This is a genomic window from Kribbella sp. NBC_00709 (genome assembly GCF_036226565.1).
Classification (GTDB): domain Bacteria; phylum Actinomycetota; class Actinomycetes; order Propionibacteriales; family Kribbellaceae; genus Kribbella.
Genome location: NZ_CP108996.1, coordinates 8,685,156 through 8,703,657, shown reverse-complemented (window position 1 = coordinate 8,703,657; position 18,502 = coordinate 8,685,156). Strand labels below are relative to the sequence as shown.

The 18,502-nt window shown below is 67.9% G+C and carries 14 protein-coding genes; 12 read left to right on the top strand and 2 right to left on the bottom strand.

Annotated features, from left to right (window positions below; translation table 11 throughout):
• Positions 1-11 precede the first annotated feature (11 nt).
• Entirely contained in the window at positions 12-590 is a 579-nt protein-coding gene (locus OHA18_RS42320) for a class I SAM-dependent methyltransferase (RefSeq protein WP_329001062.1), read from the bottom strand.
• Positions 591-902: 312 nt separating this feature from the next.
• On the opposite strand from OHA18_RS42320, the gene OHA18_RS42315 reads away from it, so the two are divergent.
• Genes OHA18_RS42315 through OHA18_RS42265 form a run of 11 tightly spaced genes read left to right on the top strand, consistent with a single transcriptional unit; the run spans position 903 to position 15,458 of the window.
• Positions 903-2,402, top strand: coding sequence for a sulfatase-like hydrolase/transferase (locus tag OHA18_RS42315; RefSeq protein ID WP_329001061.1), 1,500 nt, complete (start codon positions 903-905; stop codon positions 2,400-2,402).
• A 2-nt stretch (positions 2,403-2,404) separates the two neighbouring features.
• Positions 2,405-3,733 (top strand): ABC transporter substrate-binding protein, encoded by a 1,329-nt coding sequence (locus tag OHA18_RS42310; protein WP_329001060.1) that lies wholly within the window; start codon positions 2,405-2,407, stop codon positions 3,731-3,733.
• Entirely contained in the window at positions 3,730-4,980 is a 1,251-nt protein-coding gene (locus OHA18_RS42305; protein WP_329001059.1) for an ROK family protein, read from the top strand. The genes OHA18_RS42310 and OHA18_RS42305 overlap by 4 nt, the downstream gene beginning before the upstream one ends.
• A 5-nt stretch (positions 4,981-4,985) precedes the next feature.
• On the top strand, positions 4,986-6,077 hold the full coding sequence (locus tag OHA18_RS42300) for an enolase C-terminal domain-like protein (RefSeq protein WP_329001058.1): 1,092 nt from the start codon (positions 4,986-4,988) through the stop codon (positions 6,075-6,077).
• 3 nt (positions 6,078-6,080) lie between these two features.
• The gene (locus OHA18_RS42295; protein WP_329001057.1) at positions 6,081-6,995 is read left to right on the top strand and encodes a carbohydrate ABC transporter permease; all 915 of its coding nucleotides are present in this window, start codon (positions 6,081-6,083) and stop codon (positions 6,993-6,995) included.
• A complete protein-coding gene (locus tag OHA18_RS42290; RefSeq protein WP_329001056.1) occupies positions 6,985-7,878 on the top strand; it encodes a carbohydrate ABC transporter permease in 894 nt (297 codons plus the stop codon). Before OHA18_RS42295 ends, OHA18_RS42290 begins: the two co-directional genes overlap by 11 nt.
• The gene (locus OHA18_RS42285) at positions 7,875-8,603 is read left to right on the top strand and encodes an SDR family NAD(P)-dependent oxidoreductase (RefSeq protein ID WP_329001055.1); all 729 of its coding nucleotides are present in this window, start codon (positions 7,875-7,877) and stop codon (positions 8,601-8,603) included. The genes OHA18_RS42290 and OHA18_RS42285 overlap by 4 nt, the downstream gene beginning before the upstream one ends.
• 31 nt (positions 8,604-8,634) lie before the next feature.
• Positions 8,635-10,233, top strand: a complete 1,599-nt coding sequence (locus tag OHA18_RS42280; RefSeq protein WP_329001054.1) for an arylsulfatase — start codon at positions 8,635-8,637, stop codon at positions 10,231-10,233.
• Position 10,234: 1 nt separating this feature from the next.
• Entirely contained in the window at positions 10,235-11,647 is a 1,413-nt protein-coding gene (locus OHA18_RS42275; protein WP_329001053.1) for a sulfatase family protein, read from the top strand.
• An 11-nt stretch (positions 11,648-11,658) separates the two neighbouring features.
• The gene (locus OHA18_RS42270) at positions 11,659-13,473 is read left to right on the top strand and encodes a glycoside hydrolase family 2 protein (RefSeq protein ID WP_329001052.1); all 1,815 of its coding nucleotides are present in this window, start codon (positions 11,659-11,661) and stop codon (positions 13,471-13,473) included.
• Positions 13,470-15,458 carry a hypothetical protein gene (locus OHA18_RS42265; protein WP_329001051.1) on the top strand — a complete coding sequence of 663 codons (1,989 nt, stop codon included), beginning with the start codon at positions 13,470-13,472 and terminating at the stop codon, positions 15,456-15,458. Before OHA18_RS42270 ends, OHA18_RS42265 begins: the two co-directional genes overlap by 4 nt.
• On the opposite strand, the gene OHA18_RS42260 is transcribed toward OHA18_RS42265, so the two are convergent.
• On the bottom strand, positions 15,455-16,663 hold the full coding sequence (locus tag OHA18_RS42260; RefSeq protein WP_329001050.1) for an ROK family transcriptional regulator: 1,209 nt from the start codon (positions 16,661-16,663) through the stop codon (positions 15,455-15,457). The two genes, OHA18_RS42265 and OHA18_RS42260, sit on opposite strands and share 4 nt — an antisense overlap.
• A 102-nt stretch (positions 16,664-16,765) precedes the next feature.
• Between OHA18_RS42260 and OHA18_RS42255 the strand changes: the two genes are divergently transcribed.
• The gene (locus tag OHA18_RS42255) at positions 16,766-18,271 is read left to right on the top strand and encodes an alpha-L-arabinofuranosidase C-terminal domain-containing protein (RefSeq protein WP_329001049.1); all 1,506 of its coding nucleotides are present in this window, start codon (positions 16,766-16,768) and stop codon (positions 18,269-18,271) included.
• The last annotated feature ends 231 nt before the right edge of the window (positions 18,272-18,502 follow it).

Below are 18,502 nucleotides of genomic sequence, written 5' to 3'. Positions count from 1 at the left end.
GTGAGCGTCGGCTACGCCTTGGTCGCGAGGCAGACGAAGTACGGTCCGAACGGCGTGAGATGAACGGTTTCTCGTGCGGGGCGCAGTCCGGAGGTTCGCATCGCCTCCAGGGCGTGCGCATAGGGCTGACATCTTCGCAGCCTGGACCGTGGCGCGGGGTCCACGAGGAGATCGACCAGGCAGAGGCGACCGTCTGCGGCTGTTACTCGCGCCATCTGGTCGACGGCGCTGTCCAGGTCGGTGAAGTGACGTGATGCAAGAGTGCAGGCGACAGCGGTGAAGGTTCCGGACTCGAACGGCAGATCATGCACATCGGCGGTGACGAACCGAGCACGGCTGTCAGGCGGAGCGAGTTCGCGGGCGCGCTCGATCATCGCCCGGCAGGCGTCGACACCGACGGCCGTTCCGGCGATCTCTGCGGCCGGCCGTACCGTGGCGCCACTGCCGCAGCCGACATCGATGAACCGGTCGGACGGAATCAATTGCAGGGATGTCAGCGCCTGCTGCCCCAGGCGACCGAGCAGGCGTGAGAGTGCGTCCTCTTCGTAGGTCCTGGCCCAGTCGGAGAATCGATCATCGATGGTGGCCATGGTGTGTCCTGACAGAATATGTGACTGACGTGGGAACCGGCCCGCAGTTTGCTCAACTGCTGCCGAGTGCGTCGTACCAAGGAGCCGAACCGGGAGAGCACGATCGAGACCGGCCGACGTTCGGCGGGCCAGTACGGGCGGACCTCGGCGCCGATGTAGAGCACCTTGGGTTTGCCGCCGAGGGTCAGGGCGGCACCACCGAAGACCATTTCCTTCTGGCTGAAGTTAATCGCGGGCGAGTGGTTGACAGTTCAGCCGACGCGAATTAACTTCAGCTGGAAGTAAAGCCGTCGGACCGACAAGGTGGGACGTGTGAGCGACCGTCTGAATGTGCTCGTCGTGATGGCTGACGAGCAGAGCTGGAACACCCTGGGCTGTACCGGAAACCCTGCTGCGCGGACGCCGAACCTCGACGCGCTGGCGGGGGAGTCGACCGTCTTTGACGCCTGCTACACCCCGTTCCCGTTGTGCTGCCCGTCGCGGACGAGCCTGTGGACCGGTCTCATGCCGCGGCATCACGGTGTACTCGGGAACTGGCGGTCGATCGAGCCGCGGCTGCGGTCGGCGGGGATCGCGCAGGCGTTCGCCACGGCCGGCTACCACACGCACTACAACGGCAAGTGGCACGTGCCCGGCACGACGCCTGGACAGATGGGCTGGGCGGACAGCAGCGCGATCCCCGCCGTACTGCGAGGGCAGGATCGCGGGCGATACATCGAGGACTACCGGACCTGGGCCGCGGCGCGCGGGTACACCTTCGACCCGGACCACATCGAGAACCTCACCACGGAGGACCTGGCCACACTGCGCGAGGAGCCGTACGCGACGGCGGCTGTTCCGCTGGACTCGTTCCTCGAGACCTGGCAGTGCGACACGTTCCTCGAGGCGATGGCTCGGCGCCCTGCCGACAAGCCGTGGCTGGCGGTGTGCTCGATGAATGCGCCGCACTTCCCGATGCTCGTCCCGAGCCCGTACGACACGCTGATCGACCGGGACCGCGTACGGTTGCCGGAGAGTTGGTCGACGGGTACGGCGACCAAGCCGCGCGAGGTCCGCGAGTCGCACTTCGCCCGCGACTTCGAGAACCTCAGCGAGCAGGAGTGGATCGAGGTCACCAGTCACTATCTCGGCCTGTGTGCGTTGGTCGACACACAGTTCGGCCGGATCCGCCAGTACCTCGAGGACGCGGGTGAATGGGACCGGACGGTGGTGGTCTTCACCTCCGATCACGGCGACCTGATGGGGGCGCACCGGCTGATGGAGAAGGGACACTGGCTGCACTACGAGGAGGACCTCCGCGTGCCGCTGATCGTCCGGCATCCCGACGGCCGGCAGAGCCGGAACGCGAACTTCGTGTCCATGTGCGACATCGCGCCGACGCTGGGCGAACTGGCCGGCGTGCCGTGGCACGAATCCCATGACGGGCGGTCGTTCGCGGCGATGGTCGGCAACGACGTTGCCGCCCCCATCCGCGAGTACGTGACCGCCGAGACGATGCTGCACGACGGCAAGCCCGGTGGGAGCGGGGACCCCTTCCATGCGAGGGATTGGCAGTACCCGCGCGACAGTCTGAACCTGTCCGTGCGGACTGCCGGGCACCGCTACATCTTCCGGTCTCACGACGAGGCCGAGCTGTACGACCTGACTGCCGACCCCTGGGAGCAGCGCAACCTCGCGGCTACGGCCGAGGGATCGTCGACGGCAGTGCTGCTGGCCGGTCTCCTCGCGGACGAGGTGGCCGACGTACTCCCGGACGCCGCGGCGCTGGTCCGCAAGGCCGTTCCGGCCGATACCTCTGCATCGAAAGGCTGATCATGACCGCGAAGTCCCAGAACTCTCAGTTCTCCCGCCGGCGGCTCCTGCAGTTCGGAGCCGCGGTGGCTGGAACTGCCGCCCTCTCCTCCTGCAGCCGTGGCCTCGGCGGGAGCAGCTCCTCGTCGGGCGGCGGCTCGAAGAGCGCGCTGGACGTGATGTTCTGGGGCGAGGGCGACCAGAACAAGAAGCTGATCGAGGCGCTCGATCTCTACCAGAAGAGCGAGGGCGCCTCGGAGGTGAACCCGCAGTACTCCGGTTTCTCCGGGTACTACGACAAGCTCGCCACTCGTGTTGCCGGGGGCAACCCTCCGGACGTGTTCCAGATCCACTTGCCGTACTTGATGGAGTACATCAAGCGCGGTGCGGTGGCGCCGCTCGACCAGTACAAGGACGACCTGGGCCTCGACTCGATGCCGGACTACGTCGCCACGACGACCAAGGCGGACGGCAAGTACTACTTCGCGCTGCTCGGCGCCGCGACCCAGCCGGCCATCATCGTCAACACCACCAAGCTGAAGGGGCTCGGCCTGTCCGCGCCCGGTCCGGACTGGACCATCGACCAGTACAAGGCCGCGATGGCGGACGTCTGGAGCAAGAGCGGCCGCAAGCTCGCCGGTACGGCGGACCTCGGCGGCAGCCCGATCGCGCTCGAATCCTTCCTGCGCGGACGCGGCAAGGCGCTGTTCGGCGACGGCAGCTCGCTCGGGTTCAGCGACGACGACATGGCCGCGTGGCTGCAGCTGTGGCAGGACCTGCGCAGCAACGGTTCCGCCGTGCCGATGGCGGTCACCGCCGCGGCGACCGGGTTCCAGAACGACCCGGTGACGATCGGCAAGGCGGCGTACACCGGTACGGCGACGTCGCGGGGTCTGCCCTCGATGCAGAGTCTGACGAAGGAGACGCTCAGCCTAGGCACGTTTCCGTCGGGCGGGTCCGACTCGCAGCCCGGGACGAACATCATCCCGGCCGGCTGGTTCGCGATCTCGCCGAAGTCGAAGAACATCGAGGGCGCGGTCTCGATGCTGAAATACCTGACCAGCAAGCCGGAGGCTGCCAACGCGATGGGCCTGGCCCGTGGCGTTCCGATTCCTGAGGACATCCGGACCTCGGTCACGAAGTCGGCGACCGGTCTGAACAAGCTGGTGCTCGACAACTATGCGCTGGTCGCGTCGAAGGGACCGGCGGCGCTGCAGATGTACCCGCCTGGTGCGAGCAAGCTGCTGCAGACCTCGTTGCCGAACGTGAACCAGGTCGTCGGCTTCGGCAAGAGCTCGGTGTCGCAGGCGGTGACGAAGTTCTTCTCCGACGCCAAGGCCGCACTGAAGTGACCGACGGCGCGGCCTGGGAGATCCGGCCGGACCGGGGGCGGATGCGGTCCGCGCAGCCGTTCGACGTGCGGCAGCAGAACTATTCGGCGATCCTGCGCGCCGTCATGCGGCACGGGCCTGTCGCGCGGTCGGAGCTGTCCGGGCTGACAGGGATGACGACGGGGACGATGACGAAGCTGACCAGTCTGTTGTGCGAGGCCGGTCTGCTGCGTGAGTTGCCGGCGGAGACGGGGCATGGGGCGCTCGGCCGGCCGCGGACGCCGATGGTGGTGGACGACCGGACGCATCGCGTGGTCGGAGTGCATTTCGGACTGCGCCGTACGACGGTGTGCCTGCTCGATCTGCGTGGGACGCTCCTGGCCGAGGTGCGGCTGCCGCACCGCGGCCGGCGTGGGTTCGAGCCGCTCGTGGCGCAGGCGGTCGACGGGATCCAGGAGCTGGTCTCGCGGAACCCGGGGAAGATCCTCGGCGTCGGCGCGAGCACCGGTGGCTGGGTCGACCGTCAGGCCGGTGTGGTGCGGGACCATCGGGTACTACGGTGGCGCGACGTACCGCTGCGGCACGCGCTCGGCGGTGGGCTGGGTCTCCCGACCGAGGTCGACTCGAGCTTCCGTGCGCTGGCGATGGCCGAGCGGTGGTTCGGCGGCGCTCAGGGCATGGACGATCTGATCGGGCTGTTCGTGGGGAACGTCGTCGGCGCCGGGTTCGTGCTCGGCGGGCGGGTGTTCTCCGGGTACCAGGCGGCAGCCGGGACCGTCGATCATCTGTCGGTCGGGGTCACGGCTGCCGAGGCGTGCTCGTGCGGGCGACGGGACTGCCTGCACGTAGCCGCCAGCGACCTGGCTGTACTGGCGCACGCTCGCCGGGACGGGCTGATCGGAGCGCGTGGAACGTTGGAGCACCTCGTCGAGGCGGCGCGGGGCGGCGACGTCCGGGCCGACGGACTGCTGGTCGCCAGGGCAGAGCTGGTCGGGGTGGCCGTGGGGACGTTGATCGACATACTCGATCCGGAGGTCGTGATCGTCAGCGGCGGTGTGGTGGACGCGCCGGAGTACCTGCGGTCGGTCCAGCATGGCGCGCGTGCGTACCTGCGGGACAAACGTCCGGTGGACGTGGACTCGGTGGTCCGGCTGAGCGCTTTCGGCACGGACGGCGTGGCGGTCTCGGCGGCGAGTGTGATTCTCGATCGAATCTATGCGGCGCCGGCGGAGTTCGTGCCCGGTCTGCTCGAACTGCGGTACGGGTGACTGACATGGTCTGTCTCGAGTCCGCTGTGGTCTGGGCGCATCGTGCCTCGCCGAGAAGCACCTGGGTGATGGTCGAACTGGTTGCCGAGGGCCTCAGAGGTTTCGGTGAGCTGTCCGACGGCGGTCCGGTGGAGGCGTTGGTGGCGGCGGCGCGCTCGATCGGATCGTCGGTTGTCGGTCTTCCGCTGGAGCAGGCCCGTGCCGCGCTTCGGCTGCGATCGGTGACCGGTGCCGATGCCTTTCTCTCGTCGACGATACGCGGTGGGTACGAGTCGGCGCTTGCCGACCTCGCTGCGCGGCTCCAGGGACAGTCGCTCTCGGCGTCGCTCGGGCTCGGCGATCCACGGCCGGTGCGGTTGTATGCGAACCTGAACCGGCGGTACGGCGGCGACGGCGCGGAGACGATCGTCGCCGAGGCGGTGTATGCCGTGGGCAACGGATTCTCGGCGGTGAAGGTGGCGCCGTTCCTGGACAACCACAGACGTGGGATGTCGGGCGTCCGGCTGGTCGACGCCGGGCTCGAGCTCGTGGTGAAAGTGCGGGAGGCGGTCCCCGGCGGCATACGGCTGATGGTCGACTGCCATCACCTGGTACCGGCGGAGTTCGCGGCGGTTGTGGCGCGCGAGCTGGCTGCCTTGGATCTGTACTGGGTCGAGGACCTGGTGCGGGTCGATGATCGCGCGGCATTGGACGCGGCCGCGGGGAGCGGGCTGTCACTGGCGGCGGGGGAGCACATCTGGCAACCGGCTGCCGCCGCGGCGGCCTGTGCTGACGGAGCGTTGAGGTATTGGCTGGTCGATCCGAAACATGCGGGCGGGCCGCCAGGTGTCGCGCGGATCGCCGAAGCGATCGGGGACACGCAGTTGACGTTCCACAATCCGAGCGGCCCGGTGGGCACTGCGCATGCGGCTCATCTGGCCGCGCTGGGTGGTACCGGCACCTGGCTCGAATACGCCTGGGGCGAAACAGATCGCCTGACGTTTCTCGACCCTCCCGAGGTTGCGACCGACGGCATGTTGCGACCGGCGGGCCCAGGTATCGGTTGCTCGCCTGGCGAAGCCGTGGGGGTCGAGTTGACACGAGTCGGAGAGGAGTGAGCTGTGGCTGTTGCGTTTCCGGCGTTACGTGGCGGGCGACGAACGCGGTACCAGAACGGGTGGGCGTTGCTGTTCCTGGCGCCCTGGCTGATCGGGTTCCTGGCGTTCACCGCCGGGCCGATGCTGATGTCGTTGTACCTCGCGTTCACGAAGTACGACCTGCTGACCGCGCCGAAGTGGATCGGGTGGGGCAACTTCGGGCGGATGTTCGGAGAGGACCCGCTGTTCCTGCAGTCGCTGAAGGTGACCGCGATCTACGTGTTCGTCGGCACGCCGCTCAGCCTGTGCTTCGCGCTCGCGGTCGCCGTCGTACTCAACCGTGGATTGCGTGGCCTCGACTTCTACCGGTCCGCGATCTATCTGCCGTCGCTCTTCGGTGGCAGCGTCGCGATCGCGGTGTTGTGGCGGAAGGTGTTCAACGGTGACGGCCTGGTCAACCAGCTGCTCGCGCTGGTCGGAATCCACGGTCCGTCGTGGATCTCGGAGCCGCACACCGCCCTCGGCACCCTGATCGCTCTTGAGGTCTGGCAGTTCGGCGCTCCGATGGTGATCTTCCTTGCCGGGCTGCGGCAGATACCGCGGGAGTTCTACGAGGCGGCGCAGGTCGACGGGGCGGGCAAGGCGCGGCAGTTCTGGAGCATCACGATGCCGCTGCTGAGCCCGATCCTGTTCTTCAACCTGACGCTGCAGCTGATCCGGTCGTTCCAGGCGTTCGCGCCGGCGTTCATCATCAGCGACGGTTCCGGCGGACCGGCCGACTCGACGCTGTTCTACTCCCTGTACCTCTACCAGGAAGGATTCGTGAACTTCGACATGGGTTACGCCGCGGCGATGGCCTGGATGCTCGTGCTGCTGGCCGGCGCGGTCGTGGCGGTCAACTTCTTCTTCGCGAAGTTCTGGGTGCACTATGGCGACTGAACGACTCACCGCGATCCGGGACGACGCCGACACTCGGCCGGCCACCCGTCGATGGGCACCGAGCCGCCGACTGCTCGCGCACCTCGGACTCATCGTAGTCACGCTCGTCATGCTCTATCCGCTGGTGTGGATGGTCGCGAGCTCCTTCAAGCCGACCGACGAGATCTTCTCCCAGCCCGGCCTGATCCCACGGCATTTCGAGCCGTCGAACTACGCCCAGGGCTGGAAGGGCGTCTCGACCGCGTTCAGCATCTTCATCGAGAACTCGCTGTTCATCTCGGTGCTGGCGATCATCGGCAACGTGATCTCGTGCAGTCTGGCGGCGTTCGCGTTCGCACGTCTGCACTTCATCGGCCGCCGGATCGCCTATGCGACGATGCTCGTGACGTTGATGCTACCGACACACGTGACGCTGGTGCCGCAATACATCTTGTTCAACAAGCTCGGCTGGGTGAACACGTTCTACCCGTTGTTCGTGCCGCACTTCTTCGCCGTCGACGCGTTCTTCGTGCTGCTGATGGTGCAGTTCATCCGGTCCCTTCCGCGGGAGCTGGACGAGGCCGCCCGGCTCGACGGATGTTCGCCGTGGAAGATCTACCGCTACATCGTCTTCCCGTTGCTCCGGCCGGCCTTGGTGACCACGATCATCTTCACCTTCATCTGGACGTACAACGACTTCTTCAAACAGCTCATCTACCTGAACGACGTCCAGCTGTTCACCGTGCCGCTCGGCCTGCGTCAGTTCCTCGATTCGACGGGTGACTCGTCCTGGGGTCCGATGCTTGCCATGAGCACCCTTGCACTGGTTCCGCCTCTGGTCCTGTTCGTCACGTTCCAGCGCAAGATCGTCGACGGCGTCGCGACCTCGGGCCTGAAGGGATGAGTACGTCGGCGCCCGTCGCACTCGTCACCGGGGCCGGCGGCGGGATCGGCTCGGCGGTCGTGACGACGCTTGCGAAGCACGGTTGGGGTGTGGTCGGTGTCGACCTGGTGGAGCGACCGGCGGCCCTCGACCCGATCAAGTGGGTCCTCGGAGACGTGCGTGACGAGACCTGTCGGGAACGTGCCGTCGGGACGGCCACCGCCTTGGGAAAGCTGAGCGGCCTGGTGACGGCGACCTTGGCCGAGCAACGCGGACCTCTCGGACAGCTCGATCCGGCTGTCCTCGCGACCGTGTTCGACGTACAGGTGGCGGCCGCGTTGGCGTGGAGTACGGCGGTCGTCGATGCTGCGCCGGGCGAAGCCTCGATCGTCCACATCTCGAGCGTGCACGCACAGCGGGCGGGTCCGGGGATGGCGGCGTACGCGATGGGCAAGGCGGCTTTGGATGCGCTCGTCCGTGCGGCTGCGGTGGAGTGGGGTCCGCGCGGGGTGCGGTGCAACGCCGTACTCCCCGGCTTCGTTCCGGTGGAGCGGAACAAGGACCGCTGGTCCGATCCCGGTGTCGCCGCCAACCTGCTGGCGAACCATCCGCTGGGGCGCTTCGTCAGCGCCGAGGACGTCGCACAGGTCGTTGCCTTCCTGCTCGGACCGGACTCGCGCGGTGTGACGGGTGTGTCCCTGCCGGTCGACGGCGGCATGCTCGCGATGCTGCCGCGCTGGGCATGAACTCAAAAGACTCTTGGAGAGTGAGGTATTCGTGGCAACTGCGCGACCGAACGTTCTGATCATCCTGGTCGACGACATGGGGTACTCCGATATCGGCTGCTACGGCGGTGAGATCGGCACCCCGAACATCGACGGCCTCGCCGAGCGCGGCGCGCGGCTGACGAACTTCTACAACACCGCGCGCTGCAGCCCGTCGAGGGCATCGCTGCTGACCGGCCTGCACCCGCACCAGACCGGCGTCGCCGAACTCGTGAACAACGACGGACCTGGAGGGTATCCGGGCAGCCTCACCGATCGGTCCGCGACGCTGGCCGAGACGTTCCGTGCAGCCGGGTACCACACGCACATGACCGGCAAGTGGCATCTGTCGAACGAGCGTGAGCAGCCGGACAAGAGCTGGCCGACCCGCCGCGGTTTCGAGCGGTTCTGGGGCACGATCAGCGGTGCCGGCAGCTACTTCCAGACCACCACGCTGCACGACGGCGAGACGCCTGTACCGCTGTCGGAGCTCGGGCCGGACTTCTATTACACCGACGAGATCGGCGCGCATGCCGCCGCGGCGATCCGCGACGCGACCGACGGCGAGCGTCCCTTCTTCGGGTACGTCGCCTTCACCGCACCGCACTGGCCGTTGCACGCGAAGGAAGCCGATCTGGCCGAGACCCGCGGGATGTTCGACGAGGGCTGGGACGTCCTGCGTACGCGTCGTCGGCAGCGTCAGGTCGACGCCGGCATCTGCGCCGAGGACGCGACCCTCGACCGCCGCGACCCGGAGGTGCCGGCCTGGTCGGACGAGCCCGAGCAGAAATGGCAGCTCGAGCGGATGGAGGCGTACGCCGCGCAGGTCCGGGCGATGGACCGCGCGGTCGGCACGATCCTCGGCGCGCTCGACGACACCGGGCAACGCGACAACACGATCGTCGTGTTCCTGTCCGACAACGGCGGTTGCGCCGAGGAGCTCCGCAGCGACTCCGAGGCCGCGGACCGCTTCCGCAAGCACCACCTGATCATCCCGCCGAGCGCCCCGGACGGTACGCCGATGCGCGTCGGCAACTCGCCCGACATCCGCCCGGGCACCGCGGACACGTACACGAGCTACGGCCAGGCGTGGGCGAACCTGTCCAACACGCCGTTCCGCCTCTACAAGCGCTGGGTGCACGAGGGTGGGATCGCAACCCCGCTCATCGTGTCGTGGCCGGCCGGCGGGCTCGCCGAAACGGTCCGGGATGCGCCGCATCAGCTGACCGACGTCGCGCCGACGTTGCTCGAGGCAACCGGTGTGCAGGCGATCGTGGAACGCGACGGGCAACCTCTGCCGGCGCTGCCCGGCGTGAGCATGCTCGACCTGCTCCGCGGCGGATCCGGGCTCGAGCACGACCTGTTCTGGGAGCACATCGGCAACGCGGCCGTGCGATCCGGCGACTGGAAACTCGTCCGCGAGTTCGAAGGCCCCTGGGAGCTGTACGACGTCTCCGTCGACCGCAGCGAGAGCAACAACCTCGCGGCCGCCCATCCCGAGCGCGTCACCGACCTCACCGGCCGCTGGCACACCTGGGCGGACTCGGTCGGCGTGATCCCGTACGCCGACGTACTCGCCGCCCGCGCCTCGATGCCGAACCAGCCCGCCTGACATGCCCGCCCGCCGACCGAACATCCTGCTGGTGATGACCGACAGCTCCCGGCGGGACACGTTGTCCTGTTACGGGGCGAAGCATGCCGTGTCGCCGAACCTGGACCGGCTGGCGGCGGAAGGAGTGCGGTTCGAGCAGGCGCACACGTCGGCGCCGGTGTGTACACCGGCGCGCGCCAGCCTGCTGACCGGGACGCACACGCCCGTTCACGGGTGCGTGGAGAACGGGATCTCGCGACGGCCCGATCTCCGCACATTGCCGCAGTTGCTGGGTGGTGCGGGCTATCACACGATCATGGTGGGGAAGACCCACTTCGGTGGGCCGGCGGCGTTCGACTTCGAGAGCGTGCTCGGTGGCGAGAAGAGTGCCGATGTCGAGGACGACTATGCGCGGCAGCTCGCCGCGCACGGGTTCGGCCGTGCCTCGGCCCCTCCGAATCCGGTTCCGCCGGAGCTGTTCTGTGACGCCTACCTCGTGGATCGGACGATCGAGGCCATCGACAGGCGTCCCCCGGACCGGCCGTTCTTCGCGTTCTGCTCCCTGCCCAGTCCGCATTCCCCGTTGGATCCGCCGGGAGAGTGGGCGACCTTGTTCTCTGGCGCCGAACTGCCTGCTCTGAACCACCGACCTGGCGAAGAAGCCGAACGCCCCACTCACCTTGAAAAGCTGGTGGGAAGACGAGGGGTCGAGGCCGGGGATGCGGACTCCGGCGGTGGGGAGCTCGACCTGCAGGTTGTCGACCGGCAGCGGCGGTTGTACTACGGACTGGCTGCCTACTGTGATGCCCAGGTAGGGCGGTTGGTGGACTGGCTGGACGCGAACGGGCTGCGTGAGGACACGTTGGTGGTGTTCACGACCGATCACGGGCAGCAGTACTACGACCACGGCTTCAACGACAAGCACACGTTCTACGACGAGTCGTGGCGGATTCCGCTGGTGATGCGGTGGCCGGGGGTGACCGCCGCGGGGTCGGTCGGGCAGTGGGCGATGACGACCGACCTGACGGCTACGTTCGCGGCCGTGGCCGGTGTCGAGGCGCCGACGCTTCAGGGTTTCGATCTGACCGACCCGACGGCGGAAAGGCGTACCTGCGCGGCCTCGGTCCTGCACCGGTCGTTGGCATTGGCAACTGACGACTGGAAGCTCGAGTACTACCCGGAAGACGGCACCGGCCGGCTCTTCGATCGCAAGAACGACCCAGGAGAACAGTACGACCGCTGGGCGCACCAGCCGGTCGTCTGGCAGCGCCTGCTCGAGGCCCTGCTGACCTGGCGGGCTGATCTGACCGATGTGCAGTACCTCCAGGAGCACACCCATCAAGGCGGGCCGGTCGCGCAGCGGGTTGCCGCGCAGACCGCTCGCCGGACCGGCGCGGACGCCGAATTGCGGCTGAGCCGTCGCGTCCAGTGCTGAAAGGACATCGTATGGAGACCAGTACAGACCCACGCCCGGAGTACCCCAGGCCGCAGTGGCGGCGGCATCGTTGGCAGTCGCTCAACGGGAGCTGGGACTTCGAGATCGATCACAGTGACACCGGGTTGCAGCGCGGACTGCGGACTGCGCGGTACCCGCGGCAGATCCTGGTGCCGTTCGCGCCGGAGTCGGAGTTGTCGGGGATCGGGAACACCGACTTCATGGACGCGGTGTGGTACCGCCGCGAGATCACGGTCGCTCCGGCGTGGGCGGGGGAGCGGATCCTGCTGCACTTCCAGGCCGTCGACCACGACACGACCGTCTGGGTGAACGACATCGAGGTCGGCCGGCATCGTGGTGGCTCGACGCCGTTCTCGTTCGACATCGCCGAGGCGATGCAGGGCGGTACGGCGACGATCGTGGTGCGAGCGCGTGACCCGCGCTCGGGTGTCCAGGCGCGTGGCAAGCAGGCGACCTGGTTCGAGAACACCGGCTGCTACTACACCCGGACGACCGGGATCTGGCAGACCGTGTGGCTCGAGCCGGTCGGCCCTTCGTACCTACAGCGTCCGAAGATCACCCCGGATGTGGCGAACTCGCGCTTCATCGTCACCGCCCCGATCGATCGACCCCGGCGCGGGCAGCGGCTGACCCTCGAGCTGACCGACGCGGACGGCGTGGTGGCCACAGAGTCAGTTGTTGTTGGCATCGACTTCACGCCGACGATCGTGCTGTCGATCCCCGCGGACCGGCGCAGGCTCTGGACCACCAGCGATCCGCACCTGTACGGACTCCGGTTCCTGCTGGAGGACGGTGAGGTGCTCGACGAGGTCGAGAGCTACGCCGGGCTGCGGTCGATCGCCATCGAGGGCAACCGGCTGCTCATCAACGGCGAACCGGTGTTCCAGCGGCTCGTTCTGGATCAGGGCTACTGGCTGGACGGCATCATGACCGCGCCGACCGACGAGGCTCTGGTGCGCGACATCGAGCTCGGTCTGGCCGCCGGGTTCAACGGCGCCCGTCTGCATCAGAAGGTCTTCGAGGAGCGGTATCTGTACCACGCAGACCGGCTCGGGTACCTGGTCTGGGGCGAGTTCCCCGACTGGGGCGCCCAGGGGCAGGGTCCGACGGGCAACAACCAGCAGCCCACCACGGCGTACGTCGCGGAGTGGCAGGACGTCGTCGCGCGGGACTACAACCACCCGTCGATCATCGGCTGGTGCCCGCTCAACGAGACCCACCAGGACCTGCACGACCGGGAGACGCAGCTCGACGACGTCACCCGCGCGATGTTCCGCGCGGCGAAGTCGGCCGATCCGACCCGCCCGGTGATCGATGCCTCCGGCTACAGCCATCGCGTCCCGGAGACCGACATCTGGGACAGCCATTCCTACGAACAGGACCCGGCGGCCTTCGCGCTGCAGCAGTCCGGGCTCGCCGACGGCCGGCCGTTCGGCAACGTCAGCCGGCAGGGTGCGCAGCAGTCGCTCCCGTACCGCGGCCAGCCGTACATGGTCAGTGAGTACGGCGGCATCTGGTGGAACGCCGAGGCTGCAGCGGCGAGCGGAACCGACCGGCGTGAGTCCTGGGGCTACGGGCAACGGGTCGGATCGCTGCCGGAGTTCTACGAGCGGTTCGAGGGTCTGACGCGCGTGCTGCTCGAGGAACCGAACATGTTCGGTTACTGCTACACGCAGCTGACCGACGTGTTCCAGGAACAGAACGGAATCTACGGTTTCGACCGGTCGGCGAAGTTCGACCTCGAGCGGATCCGCGCAGTACAGCAGGCCCAGGCGGCGTACGAGCGACAGGAGGTGCGGGCATGAGGAAGCGGACAGGCGCGATCGCCGTGGCGCTGGTCGCCGCCTGGCTGACGCAGGTGCAGATGCCGGCCGATGCTCGCCCGGGCGGCCGGGTCGAGATCAGGGTGGATCGCGGCCCGCTGATGATGGCGGACGGTATCCCTGCGCCCGCGATCACACCGGAGATCTTCGGTGCGAACGCCCGGTGGATCGACGACGAGCTCGGCGCCTGGGACCCGGCGACCCAGGGTCCGGCGGCGGGCTTCGCGGACGCGGCGAAGGCGGCCGATCTGGAGCTGATCCGCTATCCCGGCGGGACGGTGGCGAACTTCTTCGACTTCAAGAAGGCGATCGGTCCGGTGGCGCAGCGCGGCTGCCAAACTTCCGGTGGTTTCGCGGCCGTGCGGTTCGGCAACCTTCCGGCGGCCCGAAACGGGTTCGGGCCGGACGAGGAGGAGAAGCTGGTCTCGGCGATCGGCGCGAAGACGATGGTCATGGTGCCGTCGATCAATCAGACCGCCCAGGACGCCGCCGACTACGTCGAGTACATGAACTCTTCCAGCGACGGTACTGCGACCAACCCGAACGGCGGCACCGACTGGGCCGAAGTACGCGCCGCGAACGGGCATCCGGCGCCGTACGGCATCGAGACGTGGGAGTACGGCAACGAACCGTTCCTCGACGGGCAGCGGTACTGGCGGGACGCCGACCTGCAGACCCGCGTGAAGCAGTTCGTCGAGGGCGGGTGGAGCCGGCAGACCGCGGCGTCGACGACGTACCAGGACGACGACGGGCTGTTCAGCGGCTGCGATCTGGTCAATCGCAAGGCGAGTACGGGCGCCCCGGGCCAGACGTACCGCACGCGCTACAACCCGATCGCGTTGCCGTCCGACGCGACGGCCGAGTCCGGCCCGATCGCCGAGCCGGTGTTGACGGTCGCCGGCGCACAGTGGACGCGGGTCGATTCGCTGGCGACCACCGGCCCGGCCGATCACGTCTACCAGGTCGGGACGGCAGACGGCACGGTCACCTTCGGGAACGGTACGCACGGCGCGATCCCGCCGAAGGGCGCGGTGTTGAGCATCGAGTACACGACCGGCCGGCAGGACGGGTTCCTGGACTTCACGAAGGCGATGAAGGCGGTCGACCCGAAGATCACCGTGTGCTCGGGCTGGGGCAAGCCGGAGTTCGTCGATGCCATGGGCAAACGTCCGTACGACTGCATCGGCATCCACTCCTACACCGACCAGGTAGGTGGGGACGCGGACGGCGCCTACGACTCGACCGAGCTCTACCAGCAGCTGATGAACGCGAGCGACCGGCCGACGCAGGAGCTCGTTGCCTTGCGCAAGCAGCTCGGCAAGTACTTCCCGGACCCGCGCAAGCGTCCCGCGCTCACGGTGACGGAGTACGGCACGATCAGCCAGAACGGGCCGACCGGTGTCAGTACGCCGGCCAACTTCGCGGCGATGCAGATGCACAACGTGTACGAGACGACGATGCTGATCGGGCAGGTCTCGAACGGCGTACGGCTTGCGATCAACTCGAACCTGAACGGCGGACCGAACGCCGATCCGGCGAAGCGGGACTGGGGCAACATCCTCGGCTCGCCGCCAGGGTTCGGGATCACCGGACGGTCGATGTCGCTGACGTTGGCCGCGCCATTGATTGGGTCCGCGCCGCGGCAGCTGACAGTCCGGAACAATCCGGTGCTGCCGGATCAGAACTACGCGGCCGTCGTCGCTGCGGCAACGTGGACGAGGGACGGCGTACGACTGCTGGTTGTCAACCGCAGCCTCGACAAGGCGATGCCGATCACTCTCGATCCGGACGTCGGGCCGGCGGTGAAGTCGGCGCGGCAGACGACCGTGACCGACGACGACATCACGGCGTACAACAACGACCAGACGCAACCCGTCCAGCCCGCGACGACGGCACTCCGCAAGGGGCACACGGTCGACGCCGAGCTCCCGCCGCACTCGGCCAACCTGATCGAGCTCGGGTACTAAACAGGTTGCGCGGTGAGAGCTGGGACGAGGGTCTCGGGGGAGCGGTAGACGGCGTTCAGCATGATCGCTCCCGCGGCGATGCCCAGGGCATACGGACCGAAGGCGCTCGGCCTGATCCGCGCCGTGGTGTCGACGCCCCGGTCGACGGCGAGCTTGGCCTGCGCGGCGTCGCGGATGGTCGCGACGTCGTCGACCGGGGCGGTGATCCCACCGCCGAGAACCACCAGCTCGGGATCGAGGAGCTCGATCAGGGTCGCGGTGGCGGCGCCGACCACGACTGCGCGCTCGCGCAACAGGCGGCGCGCCCGGCTGTTGCCGTTCACCGCGAGCTCGAAGACGTCGTAGACCTCCTGATCGGCGTGAATCAGTCCGGCCGACCGGGCCCGCCGGGCTACCTCGATGTCCCCGGCGACGACAGCGAAACAGCGCCGGCTGCCGCAGGTGCAGACCTCGCCGGACCGGTCGGCGATCGGTAGATGGTCGAGCCCCCCCGCGGCCGCGTGCGCCCCGCGGTACGGCGTGCCGTTGAAGACGAATCCGGCTCCGATGACGTTGCCGACGAACAGATGGATGAAGTTGTCCACCCCGACAGCCGCGCCGAACCAGTGCTCGGCCAGCGCGAGCGCGCGCACCTGCGAGTCGATCAGCACCGGGAGGCCCATCGCTTCGCGCAGAGATGCTTCGAGCGGAGCGTTCTGCCAGCCGAGGACGGGCTGACTCTGGACCGTCCCGGCCGAGCTGTCCACCCAACCGCCGGTGCTCGCCCCGACACCGAGAACTGTCAACTCGGTCCCGTCGATCAGCTTCCGCACCGCACGTGCCGCACCGCGGACCAGCCGTTCGAAGGTGGTCGTGCGCTCGGTTGCGTGGACCTCCGCAACGAGTTGTCCGCGCAGGTCGATCAGACAGATGTTGACTCGGTGCAGACCGAAATGCACACCGACCACGCCGTACGTCGACTCGTCGATGGCGACCGGGACCTTGGGCCGTCCCATGCCGCGCTGCGTCGGCTCCGCCGCTTCCCTGACCAGCCCGGCGCGGACGAGCGCCGCGGTCAGCCGGGTCACGGAGCCCGTCGACATCCCGATCGCCGCGGCCAGGTCGGTGCGGGCCGTCGGGCCGGAGCGCATGAGCTCGCGCATGATCGTCGAGTAGTTCTGCTGCCGGATGTCGCTCAGCTGGGCAGAACGCGGGAGCTCCTTCATGCCGTCGGTTCTAGCACTGCCGGTGGTGCTGGTCCATTGACACACCCGAACACAGCTATTTAACTTCAAGTCAGAGATAAGTCGGCGAAGGGAATCTGGCCAGTGACCACACGAGCGACGTTCAAGCTGCGGGGGACCGTCAACGGGACCATCCGGCCGGAGATCTACGGCCAGTTCCTGTCTCGCCGCCGGTGGGTGGCCGACGAGGCGCTGCACAACCCCGGTCATCCGGACGCGGACTCCGACGGTCTGCGGCGGACCGTGGTCGATGCGATCACCGAGCTCGGCGCACCGGTCGTCCGCTGGCCGGGCGGCTGCACCGGGACCTCGTACGAGTGGGAGCGCGGAGTCGGCCCCGATCGCGAGCGGACTGTGGATTGGCACTTCGGCTACGACGTCGGCAACGGCTTCGGTACGGCCGAGTTCGTCGCGTACTGCCGGCGGATCGGCGCCGAGCCGCAGATCAACCTCACGACCGGGACCGGATCGCTGCGTGAGGCGCTCGCCTGGGTCGAGTACTGCAACGGCACCGGCGACTCGGCGTACGCGAACCTGCGCCGCTCCCACGGGTACGACGAACCATTCGACGTGCGCTACTGGCAGATCGGCAACGAGGAGTGGGGCGCTTGGGAGCTCGGCCAGGTCACTGCGCGGGAGAACGCCGGCCGCTGCCGCGAATGGGCCAAGGCCATCAAGCGGTTCGACCCGACCCTGAAGGTGCTCGCGATCGGCTGTTTCGAGCCCTCGCAGGCCGTCGACTGGAACCTCGCCCTGCTGCGTGAGGCCTGGGAGCACATCGACTACCTGACGTTGCACACGTACTGGCCGTTCGAACCCGAGTCCGAGGGCGGCGACTACGCGCGCGTCCTCAGCGGCCCCTATCGCACCGAGAGCGCGATCGTCGCGATCCAGGGCCTCGTCGACCTGGTCGCCCGCGAGAAGCCCGGTACGCCGAAACCGGAGCTCGCCTTCACGGAGTGGAACTGTGCCGACGCGACCCGGTTCGAGATGAGCCCGAAGTGGCGCCCGGGGGAGACGCGCTATCGCACGGTCGACGCGCTGGCGGTCGCATCGTTCCTGAATGTCATGCAGCGCCAGTCCGACAGCGTCACGCTGGCGAACTTCGCCCAGACCATCAACGTGGTCGGCGCACTGGTCGTCACTGATGACCAGGTAGTCCACGAATCCGTGTACTGGCCACTCCAGATGCAGCGCCACCACAGCGGCACGATGTCCCTCGCAGGCGACACCGCCTGCTCGGCGGTGCCCGGCGAGACGTTGGAACGCACCCCGATCGAGCTGCCGTCCGTCGACATCAGCGCGTCGACGGATTCCGGTGGGACTACCCTGTGGCTCTCGGTCGTCAACCGCGACCGCAATCACCCGGTCCACCTTGCCCTCGACCTCGGCCTGCCGCTGGCCACCAACGTCGTCCGCGTCCACCAACTCCACACCGAGGACCCGCTGGCCCGGAACACTCTCACCGAACCCAACCGCGTCGCCCCGCGGTCCGACGAGGTGAAACTGGACGACGACCTGACCATCGAGCTCCCCCCGAGCTCCTACTCCATCCTCGAGCTCACCACGACGGCTCCGGTCGTGCCCTGATGCACATGCTGCGCGCGCCGAGTTCGCCACGGTGAATGCATCGAGCAACTAGCAACAGGTTGCGGGCCGCTTCGATGTCCACCGACATCAGGGCGACGGTCGTCAGCGTCCGAGCAGCTTGTCGAGCCAGCTACCGCCTTGGCGTTCGGACTTGGGGTGGCCAGGACACCACAGGTCAGTGGGGACCATAGATTTCACCTGGCCGACGTGCTGGCCGCAGCCGGCCCAGGT

What these genes read in the sequence shown, in the direction of transcription:
- OHA18_RS42290 (WP_329001056.1), top strand. Translation starts at nt 6,985, where the DNA reads ATGGCGACTGAACGACTCACCGCGATCCGGGACGACGCCGACACTCGG.
- OHA18_RS42265 (WP_329001051.1), top strand. Translation starts at nt 13,470, where the DNA reads ATGAGGAAGCGGACAGGCGCGATCGCCGTGGCGCTGGTCGCCGCCTGG.
- OHA18_RS42270 (WP_329001052.1), top strand. Translation starts at nt 11,659, where the DNA reads ATGGAGACCAGTACAGACCCACGCCCGGAGTACCCCAGGCCGCAGTGG.
- OHA18_RS42260 (WP_329001050.1), bottom strand. Translation starts at nt 16,663, where the DNA reads ATGAAGGAGCTCCCGCGTTCTGCCCAGCTGAGCGACATCCGGCAGCAG.
- OHA18_RS42285 (WP_329001055.1), top strand. Translation starts at nt 7,875, where the DNA reads ATGAGTACGTCGGCGCCCGTCGCACTCGTCACCGGGGCCGGCGGCGGG.
- OHA18_RS42320 (WP_329001062.1), bottom strand. Translation starts at nt 590, where the DNA reads ATGGCCACCATCGATGATCGATTCTCCGACTGGGCCAGGACCTACGAA.
- OHA18_RS42310 (WP_329001060.1), top strand. Translation starts at nt 2,405, where the DNA reads ATGACCGCGAAGTCCCAGAACTCTCAGTTCTCCCGCCGGCGGCTCCTG.
- OHA18_RS42275 (WP_329001053.1), top strand. Translation starts at nt 10,235, where the DNA reads ATGCCCGCCCGCCGACCGAACATCCTGCTGGTGATGACCGACAGCTCC.
- OHA18_RS42300 (WP_329001058.1), top strand. Translation starts at nt 4,986, where the DNA reads ATGGTCTGTCTCGAGTCCGCTGTGGTCTGGGCGCATCGTGCCTCGCCG.